The sequence below is a fragment of the Xanthobacter sp. YC-JY1 genome, assembly GCF_021730305.1.
GTDB lineage: Bacteria > Pseudomonadota > Alphaproteobacteria > Rhizobiales > Xanthobacteraceae > Xanthobacter > Xanthobacter flavus.
Genome location: NZ_CP032674.1, coordinates 2,351,713 through 2,372,746, shown reverse-complemented (window position 1 = coordinate 2,372,746; position 21,034 = coordinate 2,351,713). Strand labels below are relative to the sequence as shown.

At 68.7% G+C, this 21,034-nt stretch carries 22 protein-coding genes; 9 read left to right on the top strand and 13 right to left on the bottom strand.

Translation table 11 applies throughout. The features are described 5' to 3' along the window. Nucleotides 1-169 precede the first annotated feature (169 nt). Nucleotides 170-1,165 carry an SH3 domain-containing protein gene (locus D7006_RS11025; RefSeq protein ID WP_237356637.1) on the top strand — a complete coding sequence of 332 codons (996 nt, stop codon included), beginning with the start codon at nucleotides 170-172 and terminating at the stop codon, nucleotides 1,163-1,165. Here D7006_RS11025 and D7006_RS11020 read toward each other — a convergent pair. From D7006_RS11020 to D7006_RS11010, 3 genes are all read right to left on the bottom strand, one after another. Beyond that, a complete protein-coding gene (locus D7006_RS11020) occupies nucleotides 1,141-1,581 on the bottom strand; it encodes a type II toxin-antitoxin system HicB family antitoxin (protein WP_237356636.1) in 441 nt (146 codons plus the stop codon). The two genes, D7006_RS11025 and D7006_RS11020, sit on opposite strands and share 25 nt — an antisense overlap. 69 nt (nucleotides 1,582-1,650) lie before the next feature. Beyond that, complete coding sequence (locus D7006_RS11015) at nucleotides 1,651-2,952, bottom strand: DNA polymerase IV (protein ID WP_237356635.1); 1,302 nt, start codon at nucleotides 2,950-2,952, stop codon at nucleotides 1,651-1,653. 24 nt (nucleotides 2,953-2,976) lie between these two features. Further along, nucleotides 2,977-3,303 (bottom strand): DUF3572 domain-containing protein, encoded by a 327-nt coding sequence (locus D7006_RS11010; protein WP_169120755.1) that lies wholly within the window; start codon nucleotides 3,301-3,303, stop codon nucleotides 2,977-2,979. Nucleotides 3,304-3,414: 111 nt separating this feature from the next. Between D7006_RS11010 and D7006_RS11005 the strand changes: the two genes are divergently transcribed. From D7006_RS11005 to D7006_RS10985, 5 genes are all read left to right on the top strand, one after another. Next, entirely contained in the window at nucleotides 3,415-3,783 is a 369-nt protein-coding gene (locus tag D7006_RS11005) for a response regulator (RefSeq protein WP_024279231.1), read from the top strand. Nucleotides 3,784-4,104: 321 nt separating this feature from the next. After that, the gene (locus D7006_RS11000) at nucleotides 4,105-4,644 is read left to right on the top strand and encodes an RDD family protein (RefSeq protein ID WP_237356634.1); all 540 of its coding nucleotides are present in this window, start codon (nucleotides 4,105-4,107) and stop codon (nucleotides 4,642-4,644) included. Between the two features lie 79 nt (nucleotides 4,645-4,723). Next, a complete protein-coding gene (locus tag D7006_RS10995) occupies nucleotides 4,724-5,473 on the top strand; it encodes an arginyltransferase (protein ID WP_237356633.1) in 750 nt (249 codons plus the stop codon). Between the two features lie 33 nt (nucleotides 5,474-5,506). Continuing rightward, nucleotides 5,507-6,178: a MarC family protein gene (locus D7006_RS10990; protein ID WP_237356632.1), complete on the top strand. Its 672-nt coding sequence runs from the start codon at nucleotides 5,507-5,509 to the stop codon at nucleotides 6,176-6,178. 104 nt (nucleotides 6,179-6,282) lie between these two features. Further along, entirely contained in the window at nucleotides 6,283-7,320 is a 1,038-nt protein-coding gene (locus D7006_RS10985) for a 3-hydroxyacyl-CoA dehydrogenase NAD-binding domain-containing protein (RefSeq protein ID WP_237356631.1), read from the top strand. A 116-nt stretch (nucleotides 7,321-7,436) separates the two neighbouring features. Here D7006_RS10985 and eno read toward each other — a convergent pair whose 3' ends face one another. Further along, nucleotides 7,437-8,720: a phosphopyruvate hydratase gene (gene eno, locus D7006_RS10980; RefSeq protein WP_169120765.1), complete on the bottom strand. Its 1,284-nt coding sequence runs from the start codon at nucleotides 8,718-8,720 to the stop codon at nucleotides 7,437-7,439. A gap of 285 nt (nucleotides 8,721-9,005) precedes the next feature. Here eno and queF point away from each other — a divergent pair, with 285 nt between their 5' ends. Together queF and D7006_RS10970 are read left to right on the top strand one after the other, a co-directional pair. Next, a complete protein-coding gene (gene queF, locus D7006_RS10975) occupies nucleotides 9,006-9,458 on the top strand; it encodes a preQ(1) synthase (RefSeq protein ID WP_169120767.1) in 453 nt (150 codons plus the stop codon). A gap of 101 nt (nucleotides 9,459-9,559) precedes the next feature. After that, nucleotides 9,560-10,570: a DUF1835 domain-containing protein gene (locus D7006_RS10970; protein ID WP_237356630.1), complete on the top strand. Its 1,011-nt coding sequence runs from the start codon at nucleotides 9,560-9,562 to the stop codon at nucleotides 10,568-10,570. 19 nt (nucleotides 10,571-10,589) lie between these two features. Here the strand turns inward: D7006_RS10970 and D7006_RS10965 are convergent, their stop codons facing one another. The 3 genes from D7006_RS10965 to dnaE form a co-directional block, all read right to left on the bottom strand. Further along, complete coding sequence (locus tag D7006_RS10965; RefSeq protein WP_169120771.1) at nucleotides 10,590-11,603, bottom strand: AI-2E family transporter; 1,014 nt, start codon at nucleotides 11,601-11,603, stop codon at nucleotides 10,590-10,592. Between the two features lie 88 nt (nucleotides 11,604-11,691). Then, a complete protein-coding gene (locus D7006_RS10960; RefSeq protein WP_237356629.1) occupies nucleotides 11,692-12,516 on the bottom strand; it encodes a sulfotransferase family protein in 825 nt (274 codons plus the stop codon). Nucleotides 12,517-12,582: 66 nt separating this feature from the next. Continuing rightward, entirely contained in the window at nucleotides 12,583-16,050 is a 3,468-nt protein-coding gene (gene dnaE, locus D7006_RS10955; RefSeq protein ID WP_237356628.1) for a DNA polymerase III subunit alpha, read from the bottom strand. A gap of 172 nt (nucleotides 16,051-16,222) precedes the next feature. Between dnaE and D7006_RS10950 the strand changes: the two genes are divergently transcribed. After that, the gene (locus D7006_RS10950; RefSeq protein ID WP_237356627.1) at nucleotides 16,223-16,660 is read left to right on the top strand and encodes an EamA family transporter; all 438 of its coding nucleotides are present in this window, start codon (nucleotides 16,223-16,225) and stop codon (nucleotides 16,658-16,660) included. 9 nt (nucleotides 16,661-16,669) lie between these two features. Here D7006_RS10950 and thiL read toward each other — a convergent pair whose 3' ends face one another. Genes thiL through nrdR form a run of 6 tightly spaced genes read right to left on the bottom strand, consistent with a single transcriptional unit; the run spans nucleotide 16,670 to nucleotide 21,020 of the window. Then, entirely contained in the window at nucleotides 16,670-17,665 is a 996-nt protein-coding gene (gene thiL / locus D7006_RS10945) for a thiamine-phosphate kinase (protein WP_237356626.1), read from the bottom strand. 1 nt (nucleotide 17,666) lies between these two features. Next, complete coding sequence (gene nusB / locus D7006_RS10940) at nucleotides 17,667-18,164, bottom strand: transcription antitermination factor NusB (protein ID WP_169120781.1); 498 nt, start codon at nucleotides 18,162-18,164, stop codon at nucleotides 17,667-17,669. Between the two features lie 5 nt (nucleotides 18,165-18,169). Continuing rightward, a complete protein-coding gene (gene ribH, locus D7006_RS10935) occupies nucleotides 18,170-18,661 on the bottom strand; it encodes a 6,7-dimethyl-8-ribityllumazine synthase (RefSeq protein ID WP_169120783.1) in 492 nt (163 codons plus the stop codon). Nucleotides 18,662-18,713: 52 nt separating this feature from the next. Continuing rightward, entirely contained in the window at nucleotides 18,714-19,328 is a 615-nt protein-coding gene (locus D7006_RS10930; protein WP_237356625.1) for a riboflavin synthase, read from the bottom strand. 1 nt (nucleotide 19,329) lies between these two features. Next, entirely contained in the window at nucleotides 19,330-20,478 is a 1,149-nt protein-coding gene (gene ribD, locus D7006_RS10925) for a bifunctional diaminohydroxyphosphoribosylaminopyrimidine deaminase/5-amino-6-(5-phosphoribosylamino)uracil reductase RibD (RefSeq protein ID WP_237356624.1), read from the bottom strand. Next, complete coding sequence (nrdR, locus tag D7006_RS10920) at nucleotides 20,475-21,020, bottom strand: transcriptional regulator NrdR (protein WP_169120789.1); 546 nt, start codon at nucleotides 21,018-21,020, stop codon at nucleotides 20,475-20,477. Before nrdR ends, ribD begins: the two co-directional genes overlap by 4 nt. Nucleotides 21,021-21,034 lie beyond the last annotated feature (14 nt).

The window sequence follows — 21,034 nt, the reverse complement described above, 5'->3', positions numbered from 1 at the left end:
GCTTGGGCTGGACAGCGCCATCGCAACGCAGCACGTTATGCCGCAAGGGCAAATATCGGCCGCAATTGGCGAAGAAGCTCCGGCGTGTTGATTGCGGTAGTACCTTGCGGCAATACTTGGTCCGCTGTACTTGGTCGCAACTACGAAATGGCGTGAGGATGCACGCCGCTTGGCGCCGAATGCGCCGGAAACCGCCGCGAAATCCAAAAACGCGGTGAATACAAGGAGTTCGGCAGGGACCATCGGGTCAGGGGATGGTTCGTCCGTGAGTGTCTTCAACGCCGGCCTCCGCCAGTTCTGGCAAGAGGGGCTCCGTTGGGAGGTGAATTCGATGGCTCGCCCTGGACTTGCGGCGCGCGGCCGGGATGAATTCGAGGCCACCCGCCCCGAATACCCGATGCGCTATCGCACAGAGACCGCGCAGAACCAGCGCCCCACTGTTCCGGCCCGCATCGGTGCCGGAAGCCGCCCCCGCCGCAGTTCCAAGCGCCGCGACGGGCTCATGCTTTGGCGGGTGCTCGGCGCATCTGCGGCGGTGCTCATCCTCGGGATGGGTGGTTTGCTGGCTTACAATCTTGTTGCTCCGCGCTCCGACACATCACAGACCGCAGCGGCTCCGACCCAACCGACGCCAGCCGCCCCTGCCACCGCAGTCGCTACGGCGGCACCGAAACCCGCGACGCCCGCTCAGCCCAAGCGCATCGCCGACGCAGGGCACGGCCAGTCCGCCATGAAGGTGGCCTCCATTCTCGGCGCTGGCGGGGAAACGGCCGCCCCCGCTCCAGCGGAAGTCGGGCCGACGGCCGCCGACTTTTCCCGACCTGCCTTTCTTGAGCCTCTCAATGATACGGACGAGGAAACCCTCCCGGCGAGCGCCGTGGAGACGGTGGCCGAACGCACCCCGCCCGACGCCGCCGCGCCACTGCCCGCGCCCCGGCCTGTGAAAATGGCGTCCGCCGAGACCGCAGCCTCGGACGACGAGTCCGCCACATCCGCCCGCATCCGCTCGGCGGTCACGCTGCGCTCCGGCCCACGCCGCTCCGCCTCGGCCATCGGCACGCTGGAGGGTGGTACGAAGGTGAAGCTTTATTCGTGCAAGAGCTGGTGCGAGGTCTCGACCGGCGACAAGCGCGGCTGGGTCTACAAGTCGTCGGTGGACCGCTGAACCGCCGCCGCTCCACCGTCCGTCATTTGGCGCGCCGCAGACCTTGCCTGGTCGGTCGGCACTTCCTCCGGTGACACCCGGCCGCTGAGGGGCACCTGACCTTCGGCCGGCGGCCCATCGCCCGGTGAGGGCTTCTCCTCTTCGTCCGCCTGCTCTGTGGCCGTCTGGAGCGGCAACGGGACCAGCACGGCGATGCCCCGCCCCATCCAGTCCGGCTGTCCCGTGTCCAGCATGTCCATGTTGGCTGAGGTGGGGAACGGGACCTTTCCGTCTGAAATCTCCGCTGCCACCACCTCGGTGGCCCGGCCCACGGCCGCGGCGAGCGTCTCGCCATCCGCCTGAAGCCGGGGAAAATCCGGGAAGCTCAGGCGAAACCCGCCTTCTTCCTCTCGGATAATGCCGATCACATGGTTCATGGCGCGTCCTCCTGAAGGAGGAAAGCGCAAGGGTGCCTTCCGCGTTCCGCCTGCGCGCGGGCCGTTCCGTCACTTTTTCCGGTTGCGGCGATCGGTGGTGGCGTCGAGCAGGATGCCGCGGGAGACGGCGCCCCGGCCGAACTTGGCGCGCAGGGCGTCCATGGCCGTCTCCGTGGCCTTGAGGCGCTGGCTCGTGGTGTCCACGAGATCGGCCGGGTCGGCATCGGCGATGGGGCCGAGGTCGGAGACGCCGACGCCGATCAGCCGGAAGAGGGTTCCGTCCGTCTCCTTCACCAGCAGCTCGTGGGCTGCCGCGTTGATGCGGGCAGCGAGGCAGGTCGGGGCGTCCAGCGTGCGCGAGCGGGTGCGCAGGCGGAAATCCGCGCTCTTCAGCTTCAGGGTCACCGTGCGCCCGGCGATGCCGGCGCGCTTGAGCCGATCGCTCACTTCCTCGGAGAGCGCATAGAGCGTCTGCTCCAGCGGGCGCAGGGCTCCGATGTCACGGTCGAAGGTGGTTTCGGCGGACACGCTCTTCGCCTCCCGCTCCGGCTCCACCTTGCGCGCGTCGAGGCCGAAGGCGAGGCGCGAGAGCCGCAAGCCCTCGGCGCCGTAGCGGCGGGCGAGGTCGGCCGGTTCGGCGCGCTGCAGATCGCCGATGGTGGAGAATCCATCCCGCGCCAGCTTGCCGCCGAAGGCCGCCCCCACCCCCCAGATGAAGGTGACGGGGCGGGGCGCCAGGAATTCCGCCGCCTCGCTCTGGCCGATGACCGAGAAGCCGCGCGGCTTGTCGAGGTCCGAGGCGATCTTGGCGAGGAACTTGTTGGCCGCGAGCCCCACCGAGACGGTGATGCCCACCTCCCGCTCCACATCCCGGGCGAAACGCGCGAGCGTCCGCGCAGGGCTGGCCTGATGCAGGGCTTCGGTACCCGAGAGATCAAGGAAGGCCTCGTCGATGGAGAGCGGCTCCACCAGCGGGGTCAGCGCCTTCATGCGAGCGCGGACCTCGCGGCCGACCTTCACGTATTTCTCCATGTTCGGCTTCAGCACCACCGCATCCGGGCACAGGGCCAGCGCCTTGAACATGGGCATGGCCGAGCGCACCCCGTGGATGCGGGCGATGTAGCAGGCGGTGGAGACCACCCCGCGCTTGCCGCCGCCGATGATGAGCGGGACATGCGCGAGGTCGGGATTGTCCCGCTTTTCCACTGCCGCATAGAAGGCGTCGCAATCCACATGGGCGACGCTGAGGCTGCGCAGTTCGCCATGCTGCACCACCCGCGGGCTGCCACACGCAGGGCACCGCGCACCCCGGGGCCCATCCAGCGCGGGAACGTCCGAGAGGCAGTCGCGGCAGAGGCCGGGCGCGGTCATGGCTTCAGGGGGCGGCGCCGCCGGCTACATGGGACGGCGGACGATGGCGTCCGGATCGATGGGCGGCGACAGGATCTCGTGGGCAGCAACCACATGGCGCGGGTCGAGGCCCTTTTCGGCGGCGAAGGCGAGAAGAAGGGGCTCGTCGGCGATGACGAAGGCGAGCACGCCGGCACCGAAATCGCGCCGGCTCGCAGCCTCGCGCAGGCTGGCGGGGGTCAGGCCGGTCTCGGCAAGGAATCGCACGAGGCGCTCGCCATCGGCGGCGATGAAGGAAAGGGCGGAAACCGCCACCTCCTGCGCCGCGTCACGCTGGGCCTTGAGGCCCCTTGGTTTGTCCTGAATGGGCATTTGCGCTTCCGCAAGGATTGGGGTCTAGCTGTCGGCGGCATTCCAGCACGTTCGCCGCGTGCTGCGAAGGGTGGCAGGATGCGGCGAAGTCGGGCCGGTTCGGGGGACGCGATGACCAAGACGGTGATGATCGTGGAGGACAACGAGCTCAACATGAAGCTCTTCCACGATCTCCTGGAGGCGCACGGCTATCGCACGGTGGAGACGCGCTCCGGCGTGGAGGCGGTGGAGCTTGCCCGCGCCAACCGGCCGGACCTCATCATCATGGACATCCAGCTGCCGGAGATTTCCGGGCTCGACGTCACCCGCAAGCTGAAGGCCGATCCCGAATTGCGCGCCATCCCGGTGGTGGCCGTCACCGCCTTCGCCATGAAGGGCGACGAGGAACGCATCCGCGCCGGCGGCTGCGAGGCCTATCTCTCCAAGCCCATTTCGGTGGCGCGCTTCCTCGAGACGGTGCGCCAGTATACCGGCGGCTGAGGTGGGGACGGCCGAATCACCGGCTTTTCCTTTCGGCCCGTTGTGCTAGTCTTCGTGGCTTCCAGATGCGAGGCGGAAGGTGCGCGGCCGGCCATGCCGGTCAAGAGGCCCTTTCGCTCCCAGACAACCCTACGGAGTGCTCAGGTCCGCCGCATCTCCTGGGTCCGTGGGGTTTGGCCGGTGGGTGAGCGTCGCGGGAGGCCTCCCCGCCCGTTCCCCGCCGGCCAGCCTATCGTCTCCCGTGCCTCTCCCGGTCATTGCGTCCCCTTGCGTCGCCCGCGCTGCGTCACCACGTTTGCGTGCTGAAGGAGTTGCATTACCATGAGCTACACCGGCGACACGTCCCGCGAGCCTGCCGACACCGACATCGCGTATCGGCCGCACGCGTTTGATCCGGTGACGCAGCCGGAACTGTTCGAGGGCGTCCTCTCCCGCCGCATCATCGCGTTCCTCGTGGATGCGCTGATGGTCATCGGACCGGTGGTTCTGTTCGGGGTGTTCGTCTTCGTGTTCGGCATCGTGACCCTGGGCCTTGGCTGGCTGCTGTTCTGGCTGATCGGGCCGGTCTTCATCCTGTGGGCCGTCGCCTATTACGCCTTCACCCTCGGCTCGCCCGCCTCCGCCACCCTCGGCATGCGACTCATGGAGATCGAGCTGCGCACCTGGTACGGCGCGCCCTGCTACGCGCTGCTCGGCGGCGTCCGCGCGGTGTGCTTCTGGGTGTCCATCTCGGTGCTGACCCCGTTCGTGCTGCTGGTGGGCCTGTTCAACGACCGGCGCCGGCTGCTGCACGATTTTCTCTGCGGCACCGTGGTCATCAACAGCGCCGAGCGGGCCGAGGCGCTGCGCCGCATCCGCTGAAATTTCACCCGCCCGGCGACTGCGCCTTTGACCTGCCTGCACGCAGGCGCGATGATCCTGGTTCAGAGGCCAGATCCCCGTGAGTGAGCACCCCCGCGACACACCACAATTCTATCTGACGGCGCCCTCCCCCTGCCCCTACCTTCCGGGCAGGGAGGAGCGGAAGGTGTTCACCCACCTCGTCGGCGACCGCGCGGCCGCGCTCAATGACGTGCTGACGCAGGGCGGCTTCCGGCGCAGCCAGTCCATCGCCTATCGCCCCGCCTGCGAGGGCTGCAAGGCCTGCGTCTCCGTGCGCATCTGCGTGGCGGACTTCGAGGAGAGCCGCAGCTTCCGGCGGGTGAAGGCGCACAACGAAGACATCGTGGGCCAGGTGAAGCCGCCCACGCCCACCTCCGAGCAGTACAGCCTGTTCCGCACCTACGTGACCTCCCGCCACGGCACCGGCGGCATGGCGGACATGAGCGTGCTCGACTACGCGATGATGGTGGAGGACACCCACGTCCACACCCGCCTCGTCGAATATCGCAAGCGCGGACCGGACAGCCGCATCCTCGGCTATGGCACCGGAGACCTGATGGCGGTGGCCCTCACCGACATCCTCTCCGACGGCCTCTCCATGGTCTATTCCTTTTACAACCCGCTGGCGCAGGACCGCTCGCTGGGCACCTACCTGATCCTCGACCACGTGACGCGGGCGCGGCAGATGGGGCTGCCCTACGTCTATCTCGGCTATTGGGTGCACGGGTCGCGGAAGATGGACTACAAGCGGCGCTTCCTGCCGCAGGAACGCCTCTCGCCCCACGGCTGGGAGCGCATCGAGGAATAGAGCCGGAGCAAGGCACCGCGCAGGGGGAGCCGGATGCATCTGACCAACGCGGTCAACATCTTCATCACCGTCTTCGCGGCGCTCTTTCCTATCGTGAACCCGCTCGGGACGGCGCCCATCTTCCTCACATTCGTGCGCCGCTGCTCGCCGCAGGTGCGCGAGCGCATCGCCCGCAGCGTGGCGATCTACGGCTTCCTGCTGCTGTTCGGGTCGCTGGCCATCGGCGCGCAGATCCTCCTGTTCTTCGGCATTTCGCTTCCCATTCTGCGGGTCGCGGGCGGACTGGTGGTGGCGGTGGTGGGCTGGAACATCCTGCACGAGGATGAGAACGCCCCCGACAAGGCGCAGGGCGTGGAACTGGACGAGGCGCGCGCGCAGGACGAGGCCTTCTATCCCCTCACCCTCCCCCTGACGGTCGGACCCGGCTCCATCGCCGCGACCGTGGCACTCGCGGCCGGCCATACACCCACCTGGAAGACGGACCCGCTGTTCCAGCTCTCCTCCGTCGCGGGCGCGCTGGCCGGGCTGCTGGCGGTGTCGCTGACGGTCTATTTCTCGTTCCGCGAAGCGCCAACGCTGGAACGGGTGCTGGGCAAGACCGGCACCAATGTGCTGGTGCGCCTGTTTGCCTTCATCCTGTTCGCCATCGGCGTGCAGATCATCTGGCTGGGCGTGGAAGCGCTCATCATCCAGCTGCCGCGCTGAGGGCGGAGGCCCGCGCAATGCTGTCATACCTTCGCAGGCGGTGCAGCCTGGCGCGCCCGGCTGCTAGAACGATGCCTCCCTGACTGCCGACCCGGAGCCGGATCATGTCCCACCTGTCGCCCCCCATCCGCCGCGTCGCCGTGATCGGAGCCGGCACCATCGGGGCCAGCTGGGCCGCGCTCTTCCTTTCGCGCGGGCTGGAAGTGGTGGTGAGCGATCCCGCCCCCGGCGCACGCGAGGCGACGCAGGCGCTGATTTCCGGGGCTTGGCCGGTGCTGACGCAGCTCGGCGGCGAGGGCTGGATCGACCCCACCGCCTGGCGCTTCGAGCCGGACCCGGTGGCGGCGGTGGAAGGCGCCGATTTCGTGCAGGAGAACGCGCCCGAGCGCTACGAGGTGAAGCAGAAGCTGTTTCCCGCCCTCGATGCGGTGCTGCCGCCCGAGGTGGTGATCGCCTCGTCCTCCTCCGGCCTTCTGGCGAGCCGCATTTCCGAGGGCTGCCGCCACCGCGAGCGCTGCCTCATCGGCCATCCCTTCAACCCGCCCCATCTGATCCCGCTGGTGGAGGTGGTGGGCGGCGCGCATGCGAGCCGCGACGCCATCGCCCGGGCCATGGCCTTCTATCGCTGGCTCGGCAAGCATCCCATCGAGATCCGCAAGGAAGTGCCCGGCCATGTGGCGAACCGCCTGCAGGCGGCCCTGTGGCGCGAGGCGATCCATCTGGTGGCGGAGGGCGTCGCCTCCGTGGAAGACGTGGACGCCGCGGTGTCCGAGGGGCCCGGCCTGCGCTGGGCCCTCATGGGTCAGCACATGACCTTCCATCTTGGCGGCGGCGCGGGCGGGCTCGGGCACTTCATGCACCACCTGCTGCCGGCGGTGGAAACCTGGTGGGACGACCTCGGCGCCCCCGCCATGACGCCGGAGCTTCAGGCGGCGCTGGTGGCGGGCGTGGAGGCCGAGGCCGCCGGCCGCTCCATAACGGATCTGGCGCAGCGGCGCGATGCGCTGCTCACCCAGATCGTTGCCCTCAAGCACGCGGCCGATGTCAGCGACGAGCAGGCCGAGATCAGCGCGCGGCTGGACGAGGCGCTGGAGGAGAGCTTTCCCGATAGCGACCCTATCGCGGTGCGCGGCCCGGACTGAGGGGGGCGCATCCCGTCGTTTGGTCGACCCAAAAGAAAGGCCGCCGCGAGCCGGAGCCCACGGCGGCCTTCCTGTTTAAGTCCTCACCTACCGCGCGTCCGCGCGGCGCAGAGGGATCAGGCCAGCGACTTGATCGCGGCCTTGCCGGCGTAGCGCGCGGAGTCGCCCAGCTCCTGCTCGATGCGCAGCAGCTGGTTGTACTTGGCGGTGCGGTCCGAGCGGGCCAGCGAGCCGGTCTTGATCTGCCCGCAGTTGGTGGCCACCGCGAGGTCGGCGATGGTGGAATCCTCGGTCTCACCCGACCGGTGGGACATGACGGCGCGATAGCCGGCCTTGTGGGCCATTTCCACCGCATCGAGCGTCTCGGTGAGAGAGCCGATCTGATTCACCTTCACGAGGATGGCGTTGCCGACGCCGTCCTTGATGCCGCGCGACAGGCGCTCGACATTGGTGACGAACAGGTCATCGCCCACCAGCTGGCACTTGGTGCCGATGGTGTCGGTGAGGAGCTTCCAGCCGGCCCAGTCGTCCTCGGCCATGCCGTCCTCGATGGTGACGATGGGGTAGCCGGCGACGAGCTGGGCCAGGTACTTCACCTGGGCCTCGATGTCGCGCACCTTGCCCTCGCCTTCATAGTGGTAGGCGCCGTCCTTGAAGAACTCGGTGGAGGCGCAGTCGAGGCCGATGAACACATCCTCGCCCGGCTTGAAGCCGGCCTTGTCGATGGCGCCCATCACGAAGTCCAGCGCCGCCTCGGCGGAAGCGAGGTTGGGGGCGAAGCCACCCTCGTCGCCCACATTGGTGTTGTGGCCGGCGCTCTTCAGGCCGCTCTTCAGCGTGTGGAAAATCTCCGCACCCCAGCGCAGGCCCTCGGCGAAGGAGGAGGCGCCAGCGGGCAGGATCATGAATTCCTGGAAGTCGATGGGGTTGTCCGCATGGGCACCGCCATTGACGATGTTCATCATCGGCACCGGCAGCACGCGGGCGTTCACGCCGCCCACATAGCGGTAGAGCGACAGGCCGCTCGCCTGCGCCGCGGCCTTGGCCACCGCCAGCGACACGCCGAGGATGGCGTTGGCGCCGAGGCGGGCCTTGTTGGGGGTGCCGTCCAGACCGAGCAGCACCGCGTCGATATGGGCCTGGTCCTCGGCCTCGTAGCCTCCGACGGCGTCGAAGATCTCGCCGTTCACGGCGTCCACGGCCTTGGACACGCCCTTGCCGAGATAGCGGCTCTTGTCGCCGTCGCGCAGCTCCACCGCCTCGTGGGCGCCGGTGGAGGCACCCGAGGGAACCGCGGCGCGGCCGAGGGAGCCGTCTTCCAGCACCACGTCCACCTCGACGGTGGGATTGCCGCGGCTGTCGAGAATCTCGCGGCCGATGATATCCACGATGGCGGTCATGAAGGTCCCTTCCTTGGTGTCCCGCGTGGGGGCGTCCCGTGGCGGCGAGCGGCGGCGGCCTGATGGCTGCCCGCGGGGCCGTGACGGCCCCCCTCACCCTTCAACCTCGCCCGCCCCCGGGAGTGGAAGGCGAGGCGCCCTCCAGGCGCCGTGCTTCTAGCGCGAACCTTCGCGGATGCGAAGGGGCTTGATCGCAAAGAGGTGATCGGTCGCAAAACCGCCCGACGGCGGTTGAACATTGCCGGCCCGAAAGCTATGCCGCCGATCCATTCCCAAGGAAGCGTGATGACCGACCGCCCGTTGCAGCTCGGCGCCCAGAGCGCCCTGCCCCCGTCCCCCGAGGAGGCGGTGCTCGACCGCGTGCCCAATCCCCACCCCGATGCCGATTATGTGGCGCGCTTCACCTGCCCTGAGTTCACATCGCTTTGCCCGGTCACGGGCCAGCCGGATTTCGCGCACCTCGTCATCGACTACGTGCCCGATTTGCACCTCGTGGAATCCAAGTCGCTCAAGCTCTATCTGGGCAGCTTCCGCAACCATGGTGCGTTCCACGAGGACTGCACGGTCGCGGTGGGCAAGCGGCTGGTGAGCCTGCTGGAGCCGCGCTTCCTGCGCATTGCCGGCTATTGGTATCCGCGCGGCGGCATTCCCATCGACGTGTTCTGGCAAACAGGTAAGCTGCCCGAGGGCGTCTGGCTGCCCGACACGGGGGTTGCGCCCTATCGCGGTCGCGGGTGAAGCTGGGGCTGACAGCCGCATGAGACGACTGCCGGGGGGATGAATGACGCCGCCACGCGCTGGGGAAGCCGCGCAGCGCGGGCCAACCCGAGGGCATCAGGATGCCGAAGCTCATCGTGACCAACGGCGACAGCGCGGCCGAGCGGCTGCGCGAGGCGGGGATCAAGGGCCACATCATCCCGTGGCGGGACATGCTGCATGACGGCCCGGTGCCCGCCGCCACCCTGCTCGACGACGTCTCCGACGTGCGCGCCGATTTCCTCTCCTCCGCGCTGGGGCTCCCGTTCGACGAGGTGAGGGCCGATTTCGCCCATCGCGACGCGCAGATGGAGGTGCATTCGGCCTATGGTGAGGTGGAGCTGTGGTTCGAACATGATCTCTATGACCAGCTCCAGCTGATCCAGATCCTCGACTACCTCGCCCATGAGCCCGAGCGCATGGGGGTGAGCCTGGTGCAGGCCTCCCATTATCTCGCGGTGATGGAGCTTGGGGACCTGCGCGCCCTCGAAGCACACCGCGCCCCCGTCACCCATGTCCAGATGGAGACCGCACGGCAGGCGTGGGAGGCGTTCACCGCGCCGACGCCGCGTCTGCTCTCCAGCTTTCTCGAACGACCGCACGAAGCGCTGCCTTACCTGTCGCCCGCGCTCTCCCGCCTCGTCTGCGAGCTGCCGGCGCCGGACAGCGGCCTGTCGCTCACCGAGGAGCGCATCCTGCGGCATCTGGCCGGCGGGCCAATGAAGGTGGCCCACCTCTTTGCCGCGGTCCATTCCATGGATCAGGCGCAGTTCCTGGCCGACCTGCCCTTCTTCCTGCGGCTCGACGGGCTCGCCTTCGCCCATGAGCCGCTCGTCACCGGCCTGCCCTTCCGCTCCAGCGAGGCACCTAGCCTCAGCTTCACACCCGGCGAGGACGGGGCGGCGGAGCGCAGCTATCGGGCCTATGCTGCGGCCGAGGTGTCCCTCACCCCCGCCGGCGCCGCGGCGCTGAAGGGGGCCTTTGACCATGCCGCGAACAACGGGGTGGAGCGCCACCTCGGCGGCACGCGCATCTGCGCCGGCGCCATGTGGCGCTATGATCGGGCGGCGGGGCGGCTGGTTCTGCCGAACTGATCGAGATGGGCACGCGGCCTCAGGCCGCGGCGTCTTCCTCGGCCACCTGCTCGCTGTGTGCCTTGAAGGCGGCGAAGGCGACGACGGTCAGCGGCGTCGCCAGCACCACGCCCAGAGCGCCGAAGATGCTGCCAAACGCCACCACCGCGAACAGCGTTACCGCCGGCGGCAGCGACACCATGCGCTGCTGCAGCAGGGGCGTGATGATGTTGCTCTCCGCCTGCTGGACACCGACGAAGACGAGAAGCGTCCACAGCCCGGTGTCCGCGCCCATGGTCAGCGCGATCAGCACCGCCGGGGCGGCCGCCATCACCGGCCCGATCATGGGCACGAATTCCGCGAGGCCGGCGAAGAGGGCCAAAGCCAGCGAGGAGGGCACGCCCACCACCGTGAGGCCGATGAAGGTGAGCACGCCCACCACCACCATGGCGATCAGCTGCGCCTTGAGGAAGTGCCTGAGATCCTCCGACACCATGGCGAGCCGCCGCGCCGCCGCCGGCCGCTCCGAAGGGCGCCACAGGGACAGGAACATGCGGCGGTAGAGTTCCGGGGAGACCGCGAAATAGATGCCGCCAACCACGACAAGGAAGGTGCCCAGCACCACCTGGAACAGGTTGGATGTGAAGCCCTGCACAAAGGAGAGGACGGTTTCACCCGACGGCGCCGCCGCTTCCGCCCGCTTCAGCAGGTCATCGCTCATCCCCTCCAAGTGAAAGCGCTGCTCGAATGCCGACCAGGCGGTGGGCAGCTCGTTCACCAGCTGCGTCACCTGGGTCTGAATGGTCGAACCGAACAGATAGAGCGCGAGCCCGAGCCCGCCGAAGACGAGGATCCCCACCGGGATCACCGCGTAGCGCTCCGGGAAGCGCGTCCACTTGGCGAAGGGCTCGGCGAGAGCATGGAGCGCGAGCGAGACGAGGCACGCGGCGAAGACCTGGAGGATGACGTCGTAGATCTTCCACGAGAGCCAGCCGAGCGCGATGACGATGCACGCGATGGCGACACGCCGTGCCACATCCCGGTCCGAAACCATGGTTCCCCCAGACGCTCGCGGTGATCGCAGGTGTTTCAAGCAACAGCGGCTTCATAGCGCGAAACCGCCGGGCCCGCGCGCGTGAAAGTCAAAGGGGCCGAAACACCGCGCGGATCAGATCCAGTCTGCGGCAGGCCGCGCGATCCTGCGGATCGACCATCAGGCGCTGCATGGCATCGTAGGTCTGGGCGGCCAGAAGGCCCCGCCAGCTGGTGCGGGACGGCGGCGGCAGCGCATGGTGGCGCAGGTTCGGCTTCAGCGTGCCATCGATCTCCGCGAGGCTTTCCGGCGGAAGCTGCGGCCACGGCTCGCCCAGCTGGCGCGCGGCGCGCTCCATGGTGCTGCGCCAGTCGGCCATCAGGCCGTCGAAGGAGATGACGGTACGCGGCATCCCGCGGGTCGCGATCTCCGAATCGAGCGTGTAGCGCAGCCAGATGCCGAGCCCCTTGCCCAAATCGAAGCCGTCGCGCTTGGTGAGGGAGGCGGCGACCTCCACGGGATTGCGCAGGGCCAGCAACGGCAGGATGCGGTAGCCGGCCTCCTTCAGCACCGGCCCATAGATGGCCATGAGCCGGGAAATCCGCGGGTCCTTGAGGACGATGTCCGGCGCGTCGCCATATTCGTTGGCGAGTGCCCGGCGCACCTCGTCGAGCAGACCGGTGCGGCGGGCCACCGCCATCACATCTTCCTGCATCCGCTTGCGGGAGGACCACTTCTGGCCGCACGCTTTCAGGATCCGCTCGTCGAGGTCCATGAAGACCTCGCTCTCCCAAAAACCCGCCTCGTTGGCCTCGGTGGCGGCCATGAGGGTCTTCGGGGCGGAGAAGCACATCAGGTTGATGATGCGGGTGAGCGCCGATGTGCCGCTTCGGTGCATGCCCAGCACCAGGACGGCGCGCTTGTCTGTCGTCACGGGTGGTTCCTCGAATGACGGGGCCGCCCGCACCCGCCGCTTACCGAAGGTCTGATAGACGCACCGTCACGCCGCTTCAACAGCCACGACGCCGGGAATGGCCTTGATCGCCCCGGCAATCTGCGGCGACACGGAATATTTGCCGGGCAAGCTTACCTCCACCTCGGCATGGGCGTCGTCGACCAGCAGGATCAGGCTCACCTCGCCCGCGCCCTTCTCGCCCGACTTGCCGTCCGACAGGCGCCGCGCGATGCCCTCGATGGGCTCCGGCGAGCGCAGGAAAATGCGCAGGCCCTTCTGGTGCTTGGCGGTAACGGGATCGAGCTTCTCGCAGGAATTGATGCGCACCCGCACATCCTCGCCGTTCATCTCGGCCGCGACCATCATGAGCAGCGGGGTGCCGGGCTCCAGCAGGTCGCGGTAATGCGCGAGGCCTTCGGAGAAGATCACCGCCTCGTAATGGCCGGAGGGGTCCGAGAGGCCGACAATGCCCATGCGGGTGCCGGACTTGGTGCGCCGCTCCTGCTTGGAGACCACCGTCGCCGCCAGCCGTCCCGCCGCAGCGCCCGAGCGCACCGCACGGGAGAAGTCGGCGAAGGACTGCACCCGCATCTTCTTCAGCGCCTCGGCGTAATCGTCCAGCGGATGGCCGGTGAGGAAGAAGCCGATGGAATCATATTCCTTCTGCAGCCGCTCGGACGGCAGCCAGGGCGACGCCTCGGGGATGGGGAGGGAGGCCGCCGCGGCGGGGCCGGAGCCGAACATGTCGTTCTGGCCGGACTGGGCATTGGCTTCCACCCGCTGCGCCTCGGCCACGATGGGCTCGATGGCGGCGAAGGCCCGGGCGCGGTTCTTCTCGATCACGTCGAAGCAGCCGGCAGCCATGAGGCTTTCCAGCGTGCGCTTGTTCACGAGCTTCACCGGCAGGCGCGTCGCGAAGTCGGCGAAGGAGCGGAACGGCCGGTCGCCCCGCGCTGCCACCAGTGCTTCCACCGCCGCCTCGCCCACGCCCTTGATGGCGGCCATGGCGTAGATGATCTTGCCGTCCTTCACGCCGAACTCGCGGGCGGACAGGTTGATGTTCGGCGGTACCACCTCGATGCCGAGGCGCTGCGCCTCCTGCCGGAATTCCGCGAGCTTGTCCGTGTTGCCCTTATCGAGCGTCATGGAGGCGGCGAGGAACTCGGTCGGGTAGTTCGCCTTCAGCCATGCGGTCTGGTAGGCCACCAGCGCATAGGCGGCGGCGTGGGACTTGTTGAAGCCGTAGTCGGCGAACTTCGCCAAGAGGTCGAAGATGGTGTCCGCCTGCGCCTTCTCGATGCCCCGCCCGGCGGCGCCGGACACGAAGCGCTCGCGCTGCTTTTCCATCTCCGCGCGGATCTTCTTTCCCATGGCGCGCCGCAGCAGGTCGGCTTCGCCCAGCGAGTAGCCCGCCATGGCCTGGGCGATCTGCATCACCTGTTCCTGGTAGATGATGACGCCGAACGTCTCCTTCAGGTACGGCTCCAGCATGGGGTGGAGATAGTCCGGCGTCGCCCGCCCGTGCTTGCAGTCGCAATAGACCGGGATGTTGGCCATGGGGCCGGGCCGGTAGAGCGCGACAAGGGCGACGATGTCCTCGATGCGGTCGGCCTTCATGTCCACGAGCGCGCGGCGCATGCCCGCGCTTTCCACCTGGAACACGCCCACCGTCTCGCCCTTGCCGAGCATGTGGTAGGTCTTGGCATCATCCAGCGGGATTTTCGAGATATCGAGCTCGATGCCCCTCTGGTGAACCAGCTTCACCGCCTTCTCGATGGTGGTGAGCGTCTTGAGGCCGAGGAAGTCGAACTTCACCAGGCCGGCCTGCTCCACCCATTTCATATTGTACTGGGTGACCGGCATGTCGGACTTGGGATCGCGATAGAGCGGCACCAGCTCGTGCAGCTGGCGGTCGCCGATCACAATGCCGGCGGCGTGGGTGGAGGCGTGGCGGTTCAGCCCCTCCAGCTTTACCGCGATGTCGAAGGCGCGCTTGACCACCTCTTCCTGATCGCGCGCTGCCTGAAGGCGCGGCTCGTCCTCGATGGCCTGCTTGAGAGTGACGGGATTGGCCGGGTTCTGCGGGACGAGCTTGCAGAGCTTGTCCACCTGCCCATAGGGCATCTCCAGCACGCGCCCCACGTCGCGCAGCACGCCGCGCGCCTGGAGAGTACCGAAGGTGATGATCTGCGCCACCTGCGCGCGACCGTAGCGCTCCTGCACGTAGCGGATCACCTCGTCGCGGCGCTCCTGGCAGAAGTCCACGTCGAAGTCGGGCATGGACACGCGGTCCGGGTTCAGGAAGCGCTCGAACAGGAGGCCGAACCGCAGCGGATCAAGGTCCGTGATCTGGAGCGAATAGGCGACCAGCGAGCCGGCGCCCGAACCACGCCCCGGCCCCACCGGGATGTCGTGCGCTTTGGCCCATTTGATGAAGTCCGACACGATGAGGAAGTAGCCGGGGAACTTCATCTTGGTGATGACCGAGACCTCGTAGGCGAGGCGGTCGTGATAGGCGGCCTCGTCCAGTCCCGGGGCCGGCCCGTGCTTGGCGAGGCGGGCGGCGAGCCCCTCCTCCGCCTGCCGCTTCAGCTCGGCGGCCTCCGCCTCCAGCGGGTCGGAACCCTCGGCCTTCTCGTCCGCCGTCGTGAAGCGCGGCAGGATGGGCTTCACCGTCCGCACGCGGTAGGCGCAGCGCTTGGCGATCTCCACCGTGTTGGCGGTCGCCTCGGGCAGGTCCGCGAACAGCTCCAGCATCTCGGCGCGGGTCTTGAAGCGGTGCTCCGCCGTCAGCCGCCGCCGGTCACCTTCCGAGAGCAGACGCCCCTCGGCGATGGCGAGGAGGCCGTCATGGGCCTCATAGTCGGATTTCGCCGCGAAGAAGGGCTCGTTGGCCGCCACCAACGGAACGCCCTTGGCATAAGCGAGATCGAGCAGCGCCGGCTCGGCCAGCCGCTCGGGATCGGCGCCGTGTCGCTGCACTTCCACATATAGGCGGTCGCCAAACAGTGATGTGAGCAGGTCCAGCCGATCCGCCGCCATCTCCGGATGCCCGCCGACAATGGCGCGGTCCAGCGGGCCGGAGGGGCCGCCGGTGAGGCAGATGAGGCCGTCATTCGCCTCGGCCAGCCATTCGGGCAGGATGCGCGGCTCGTCCTCGCTCGCGGTTTCGAGGAAGGAGCGCGACACGAGGCGCATCAGGTTGCGCCAGCCCGCATCATCCTTGGCCAGCAGCACCACCCGCGGCTTCCGCGGGCGCAAGCCACCGCGCGGCCCGGCGGGCTCAGGCAGATCGAGCGCCAGCGACACGCCGGGAATGGGCTGGATGCCCGAGCCCGACATCTTCTCGGAAAATTCCAGCGCGCCGAAGAGATTGCCGGTGTCGGTGAGGGCGATGGCCGGCTGGTAGTCCGCCTTCGCAAGGTCCGCCAGCTTGCCGACGGAGAGCGCGCCCTCCAGCAGCGAATAGGAGGAATGGACGTGCAGGTGGATGAAGCCGGGGTCCGTGGACATGAAGCTCGGGGCACCGTTCGCAGAGCGGGGATTCGTTCTCCCTTAAGGTAGCCCCGATTGCCGCGCAGAGAAGAGCGGCTCGTTATCCAAACACCGGTCACCGCGACCATGCCCCCGCTATCCTCTGCCGGGCGGACCCGTATGCTGCCGGGAGCAACAGGATGGAGCCGGCATGACGCGGTCGCTTCTCGCCAACTGGGTGTTCTGGGCCGTCCTCTCGGCCGCCTTCGCCGCACTCACGGCCATCTTCGCCAAGGTCGGCGTGGCGGGCGTCGATTCCGACTTCGCGACGCTGATCCGCACCGTCGTCATCCTCGCGCTGGTGGCGGCCATCGCCTTCGCGCGCGGCGCGTGGCAGCCGGTGGCGAGCGTGTCGGGGCGCACGTGGCTGTTCCTGCTGCTCTCGGGCCTCGCCACCGGCGCCTCGTGGCTGTGCTACTTCCGCGCCCTGAAGATGGGCGATGCCGCCCGCGTGGCGCCGGTGGACAAGCTCAGTGTCGTGCTGGTGGCCGTGTTCGGCGTGATCTTCCTGGGGGAGAAGCTGTCGGCGGTCGCCGCCCTCGGCGTCGCGCTCATCGCGGCGGGGGCGGTGCTGGTGGCGCTCGGCTGAGCGCAGCCTTCAGAAGTGGCTGTAGCTGCCGCTGCCGAGGTCGAGCGGATGGCCGCCCGCATCGGTCACGTCGAGGCCCGAGCCCGCCCGCGTCTCGCCGATCAGCGCCACGGGCACGCCTGCCTGCGCCGCTTCGATAGTGAAAGCCGGAATGGCCGCATGGGGCACGCAGGCCAGGATCTCGTAATCGTCCCCGCCCGACAGGGCGACCGCGAGCAGGCCCGGATCGGCCTTCACCGCCGCAGCCGCCGCAGCCGAGAGGGGCACGCGCCGCGCCTCCACCTTCCCGCCGCAGCCGGAAGCGGCGAGCATCTTGGCGAGGTCGCCGGCGAACCCGTCCGACACGTCCATGGCGGAAGCTGCATGCCGGCGCAGGACGCGGGCGAGGGCAAGGCGCGGCTGGGGGTTCAGATAGCGATCCAGCAGATGCGCGCGCTGCTCGCCGGACAGCCCGGCGAAGGCCGGCGCGTCGCCGTCCTGCCGCAGCCTCAGGCCGAGGGCGGCATCGCCGATGGTGCCGGACACGAAGATGGCCATGCCCGCCTGCGCCCCGGTGCGCGGCACGAATTCACCCTTGGGCACCGCGCCCAGCGCCGTGATGGTGATCGTCACCGGGCCGGGCGTGGAGACCGTGTCGCCGCCGAGGATGGGGCAGGAGAAGGCCTCCGCATCGGCCCCGAGGCCGGCGGCGAAGGCTTCCATCCACGCATCGGGCGTGCCCTTGGGCAGGGCAATGGCCATGAGCGCGCCGACCGGCGCGGCGCCCTTGGCGGCGAGGTCTGAGAGGTTCACCCGCAGCGCCTTGCGGGCGATGGCGGCGGGCGGATCGTCGGGGAAGAAGTGCACCCCGGCCACCACTGCATCCTTGGTCAGGACCAGGTCGCAGCCTTCGGGCGGCGACAGGAGCGCGGCGTCGTCCAGAAGGCCGAGCGCGCCCTGCGACCCGGCGATGGGGCGGAAGTAGCGGGCGATGAAGCGATCCTCGCCCGAGCCGCCGCCCTCCATCTCAGGCGCCCCTGAATTCGTCGGGCCGCAGCTCGTGCGCCAGCGCATCGAGCACGGCATTCACCATGCCGGTCTCGTCGCGGTCGAGGAAGGCGCCGGCCACGTTCACATATTCGGTGATGACCACGCGGGCGGGCGGGTCCTTCGCCATCAGCTCGAAGGCGCCGGCGCGCAGCACGGCGCGCAGCACCGCCTCCACCCGCTTCAGCGGCCAGCCCTTGGAGAGGGTGCCGTCCACCAGCGGGTCGATCTGCCGCTGGGCGTTCAGCACGCCCTCCACCACCGAGCGGAACAGCCGGCGGTCGGCTTCGGGAAACTCGATGCCTTCCACTTCCTGCCCGAGCCAATGGCTCTCGAACTCGGCGAGCACGTCGTTGAGGGGCGTGGCGGCCATATCCATCTGGTAGAGCGCCTGCACCGCGCCGAGGCGGGCCGCGCTCTTCTTCATGGGCTTCTGCGGCGCGGTCTTCTCGGCCTGGCTCTTGGCTTGGTCGCTCATGACGGTCACGCTTCCAGCCGGCGTTTCAGCCTGAGCAGGCTGAGCGCAGCCTCGGCGGCACCGCCGCCCTTGTTGCCCTCGGAAACGCGGGCGCGCTCCCAGGCCTGCGCCTCGGTATCCACGGTGAGGATGCCGTTGCCCACCGGCAAAGCGTGGGCCATGCCCAGTTCCATAATCCCGCGCGCGGATTCGCCGGCCACGATGTCGAAATGAAAGGTCTCGCCGCGGATGACGACGCCAAGACCGACCACCGCATCCACCGGCTCGCCACCCTCTTCGGACGCGGCAATGGCGATCTCGGCGGCGACGGGAATCTCCAGCGCGCCGGGCACGGTGATGACCTCGAACGCGACGCCGGCGGCCTCCAGCACGGCGCGGGCGCCGGCGAGCAGTTCGTCGGCCAGTGCCTCGTAATAGCGGCCTTCGACGATGACGACACGCGCGCCCTCAAGCGCGGAGTCGGCTTCGACGGCGGTTTCCCTGCGCGTCGTGACCATGGGCATTCTCCGAAATCTGGACGGCGCACCGCGCCGGAATTGGGCCGAAGGCCTAGCTGGCCCGGGGGAACTCCGCAAGCCGGGCGGCATAGCGGGCCATCAGGTCGGCCTCGAAATTCACCGTATCGCCCGCCTTCACGCCGCCCCAGGTGGTGACGGCCAGCGTGTGGGGAATGAGCAGGCAGGAGAAGGTGTTGCCGTTCACCTCGTTGACCGTCAGCGAGGTGCCGTCGAGCGCCACGGAGCCCTTGGCCGCGACGAAGCGCGCCAGCTTCTCCGGCACCTCGAACACGAAACGCGTGGTGGTGCCGAGATCCTCTCGCGACACCACTTTGGCCGTGCAGTCCACATGGCCGGACACCATATGTCCGCCCAGCTCGTCACCCATCTTGAGCGAGCGCTCCAGATTGATGCGCCGGCCTTCGTCCCAGCCCGCCACGGTGGTGATGGCCAGGGTCTCGGGCGCAGCATCCACAGTGAAGAGGGTGGCGCGGGGGCCGCCAGCCGTCACCGAAGTCACAGTGAGGCACACGCCCGCATGGGCGATGGAAGCGCCGATGTCGATGCCGGCCGCGTTGAAGTCGGTGGCGACGGTGAGGGTCTTCACCTCGCCCTTGCGCTCGACCTTCACGAGGTCACCCATGTCGGTCACGATGCCGGTGAACATCTCAGCGTCTCCACAAGCGGACGAGGTGGTCGGCGCCGAGTTCAGCGCGCTCCACCTCGGCAAATCCCACCGGCTGGGTCAGCCGGATGAGCGGACGGCCGGCCAAAGCGGGGTAGGCGTCCGGCCCCAGAATGACGGGGCTGCGGAACACCGCCACCTCGTCCACCACCCCCGCGTCCAGGAAGCGGGCGGCGGTGGTCGGCCCCCCCTCCACCATCAGGCGGGTGAGGCCGAGCAGGCCCAGCAGCTTGACCACGGCCGGAATATTGATGTGCCCGTCCGCACCACGCGGCGCACGCAGCACTTCGACGCCGCGCTCGTTGAGGGCGGCCGCGCGGTGAGCCGGAGCGTCCTCGGCGGCGATCACCCACAGGGGCACATCGCAGGCGGTGCGCACCAGCGCTGCGGTAAGCGGAATGTCCAGCTCGGCATCCAGCACAAGCCGCACCGGCGAGCGGTTTTCATAGCCTTCCAGCCGGCAGGTCAGCATGGGGTCGTCGGCGAGCACGGTGCCGAGGCCAACGAGGATCGCGTCCGTATGGGCGCGCATGAGATGCGCCCGCGCCCGTGCCTCGGCGCCGGTGACGACGGCCGGCTTCGGCCCGGCATGGGCGGCCTTGCCATCGGCGGAGACCGCCATCTTCACCAGCACATGGGGCCGGCCTTCGGTGACGCGGCGGATGTGGCCGGCATGGTCGAACAGCGCCTGTTCGGCCCCGACGCCCACGGTGACCCAGATGCCGGCGGCGCGCAGGCGGGCGACGCCCCTGCCCTTCACCCGGTGGTCGGGATCCTCGATGGCGGCAACCACGCGGGCGACACCGGCATTGATGACGGCATCGGCGCAGGGCGGCGTGCGGCCGTGGTGGGAACACGGCTCCAGCGTGACATAGAGCGTCGATCCGCGCGCCAGCTCACCGGCGGCGGCGAGCGCCTGCGGCTCGGCATGGGGGCGGCCGGTGGCGGCGGTGGCGGCGCTGGAGACGACGCGCGGAACGCCATCCACATGCTGCACCACCACGGCGCCGACAGAGGGATTGGGCCAGGTGCGGCCGAGGCCGGTCTGGCCGACCTTCAGCGCCTCCGCCATGAACAGCTCGTCCTCGCGCGGCGAAAGGACGGACGCGGATGGCACCGGACGGCCGCTCATTCCCCGCTCCGCGGGGTCGTCGGGCGGGTGCGCGGCTTTTCCACCGCCGGCTCGGCATCGGCCAAACGCGGCTCACCCAAACGAGGCTCGCCTTCGTGAGAGAGCTCGGCGAGGGCGTTCTCGAAGTCCTTGGCTTCGCGGAAGTTGCGATAGACCGAGGCGAAGCGGACATAGGCCACGTCGTCGATCTGCTTCAGCCCCTCCATGACCATCTCGCCGATGGTCTCGGAGGTGATGTCGCCCTCGCCGACGCTTTCCAGCTGGCGCACGATGCCGTTGATCATGCGCTCGACGCGCTCGTTCTCCACCGGCCGCTTGCGCAGGGCGACGCTAACGGACTTCTCCAGCTTCTCCCGCTCGAACGGCACGCGCCGGCCGGAGCGCTTGAGCACCATCAGCTCGCGCAACTGCACCCGCTCGAACGTGGTGAAGCGGCCGCCGCAATCCGGGCAGATGCGGCGGCGCCGGATGGCGGTGTTGTCCTCCGTCGGCCGGGAATCGCGCACCTGCGTCTCAAGGCCGCCGCAATAGGGGCACCGCATCCTTCACGCCTTCC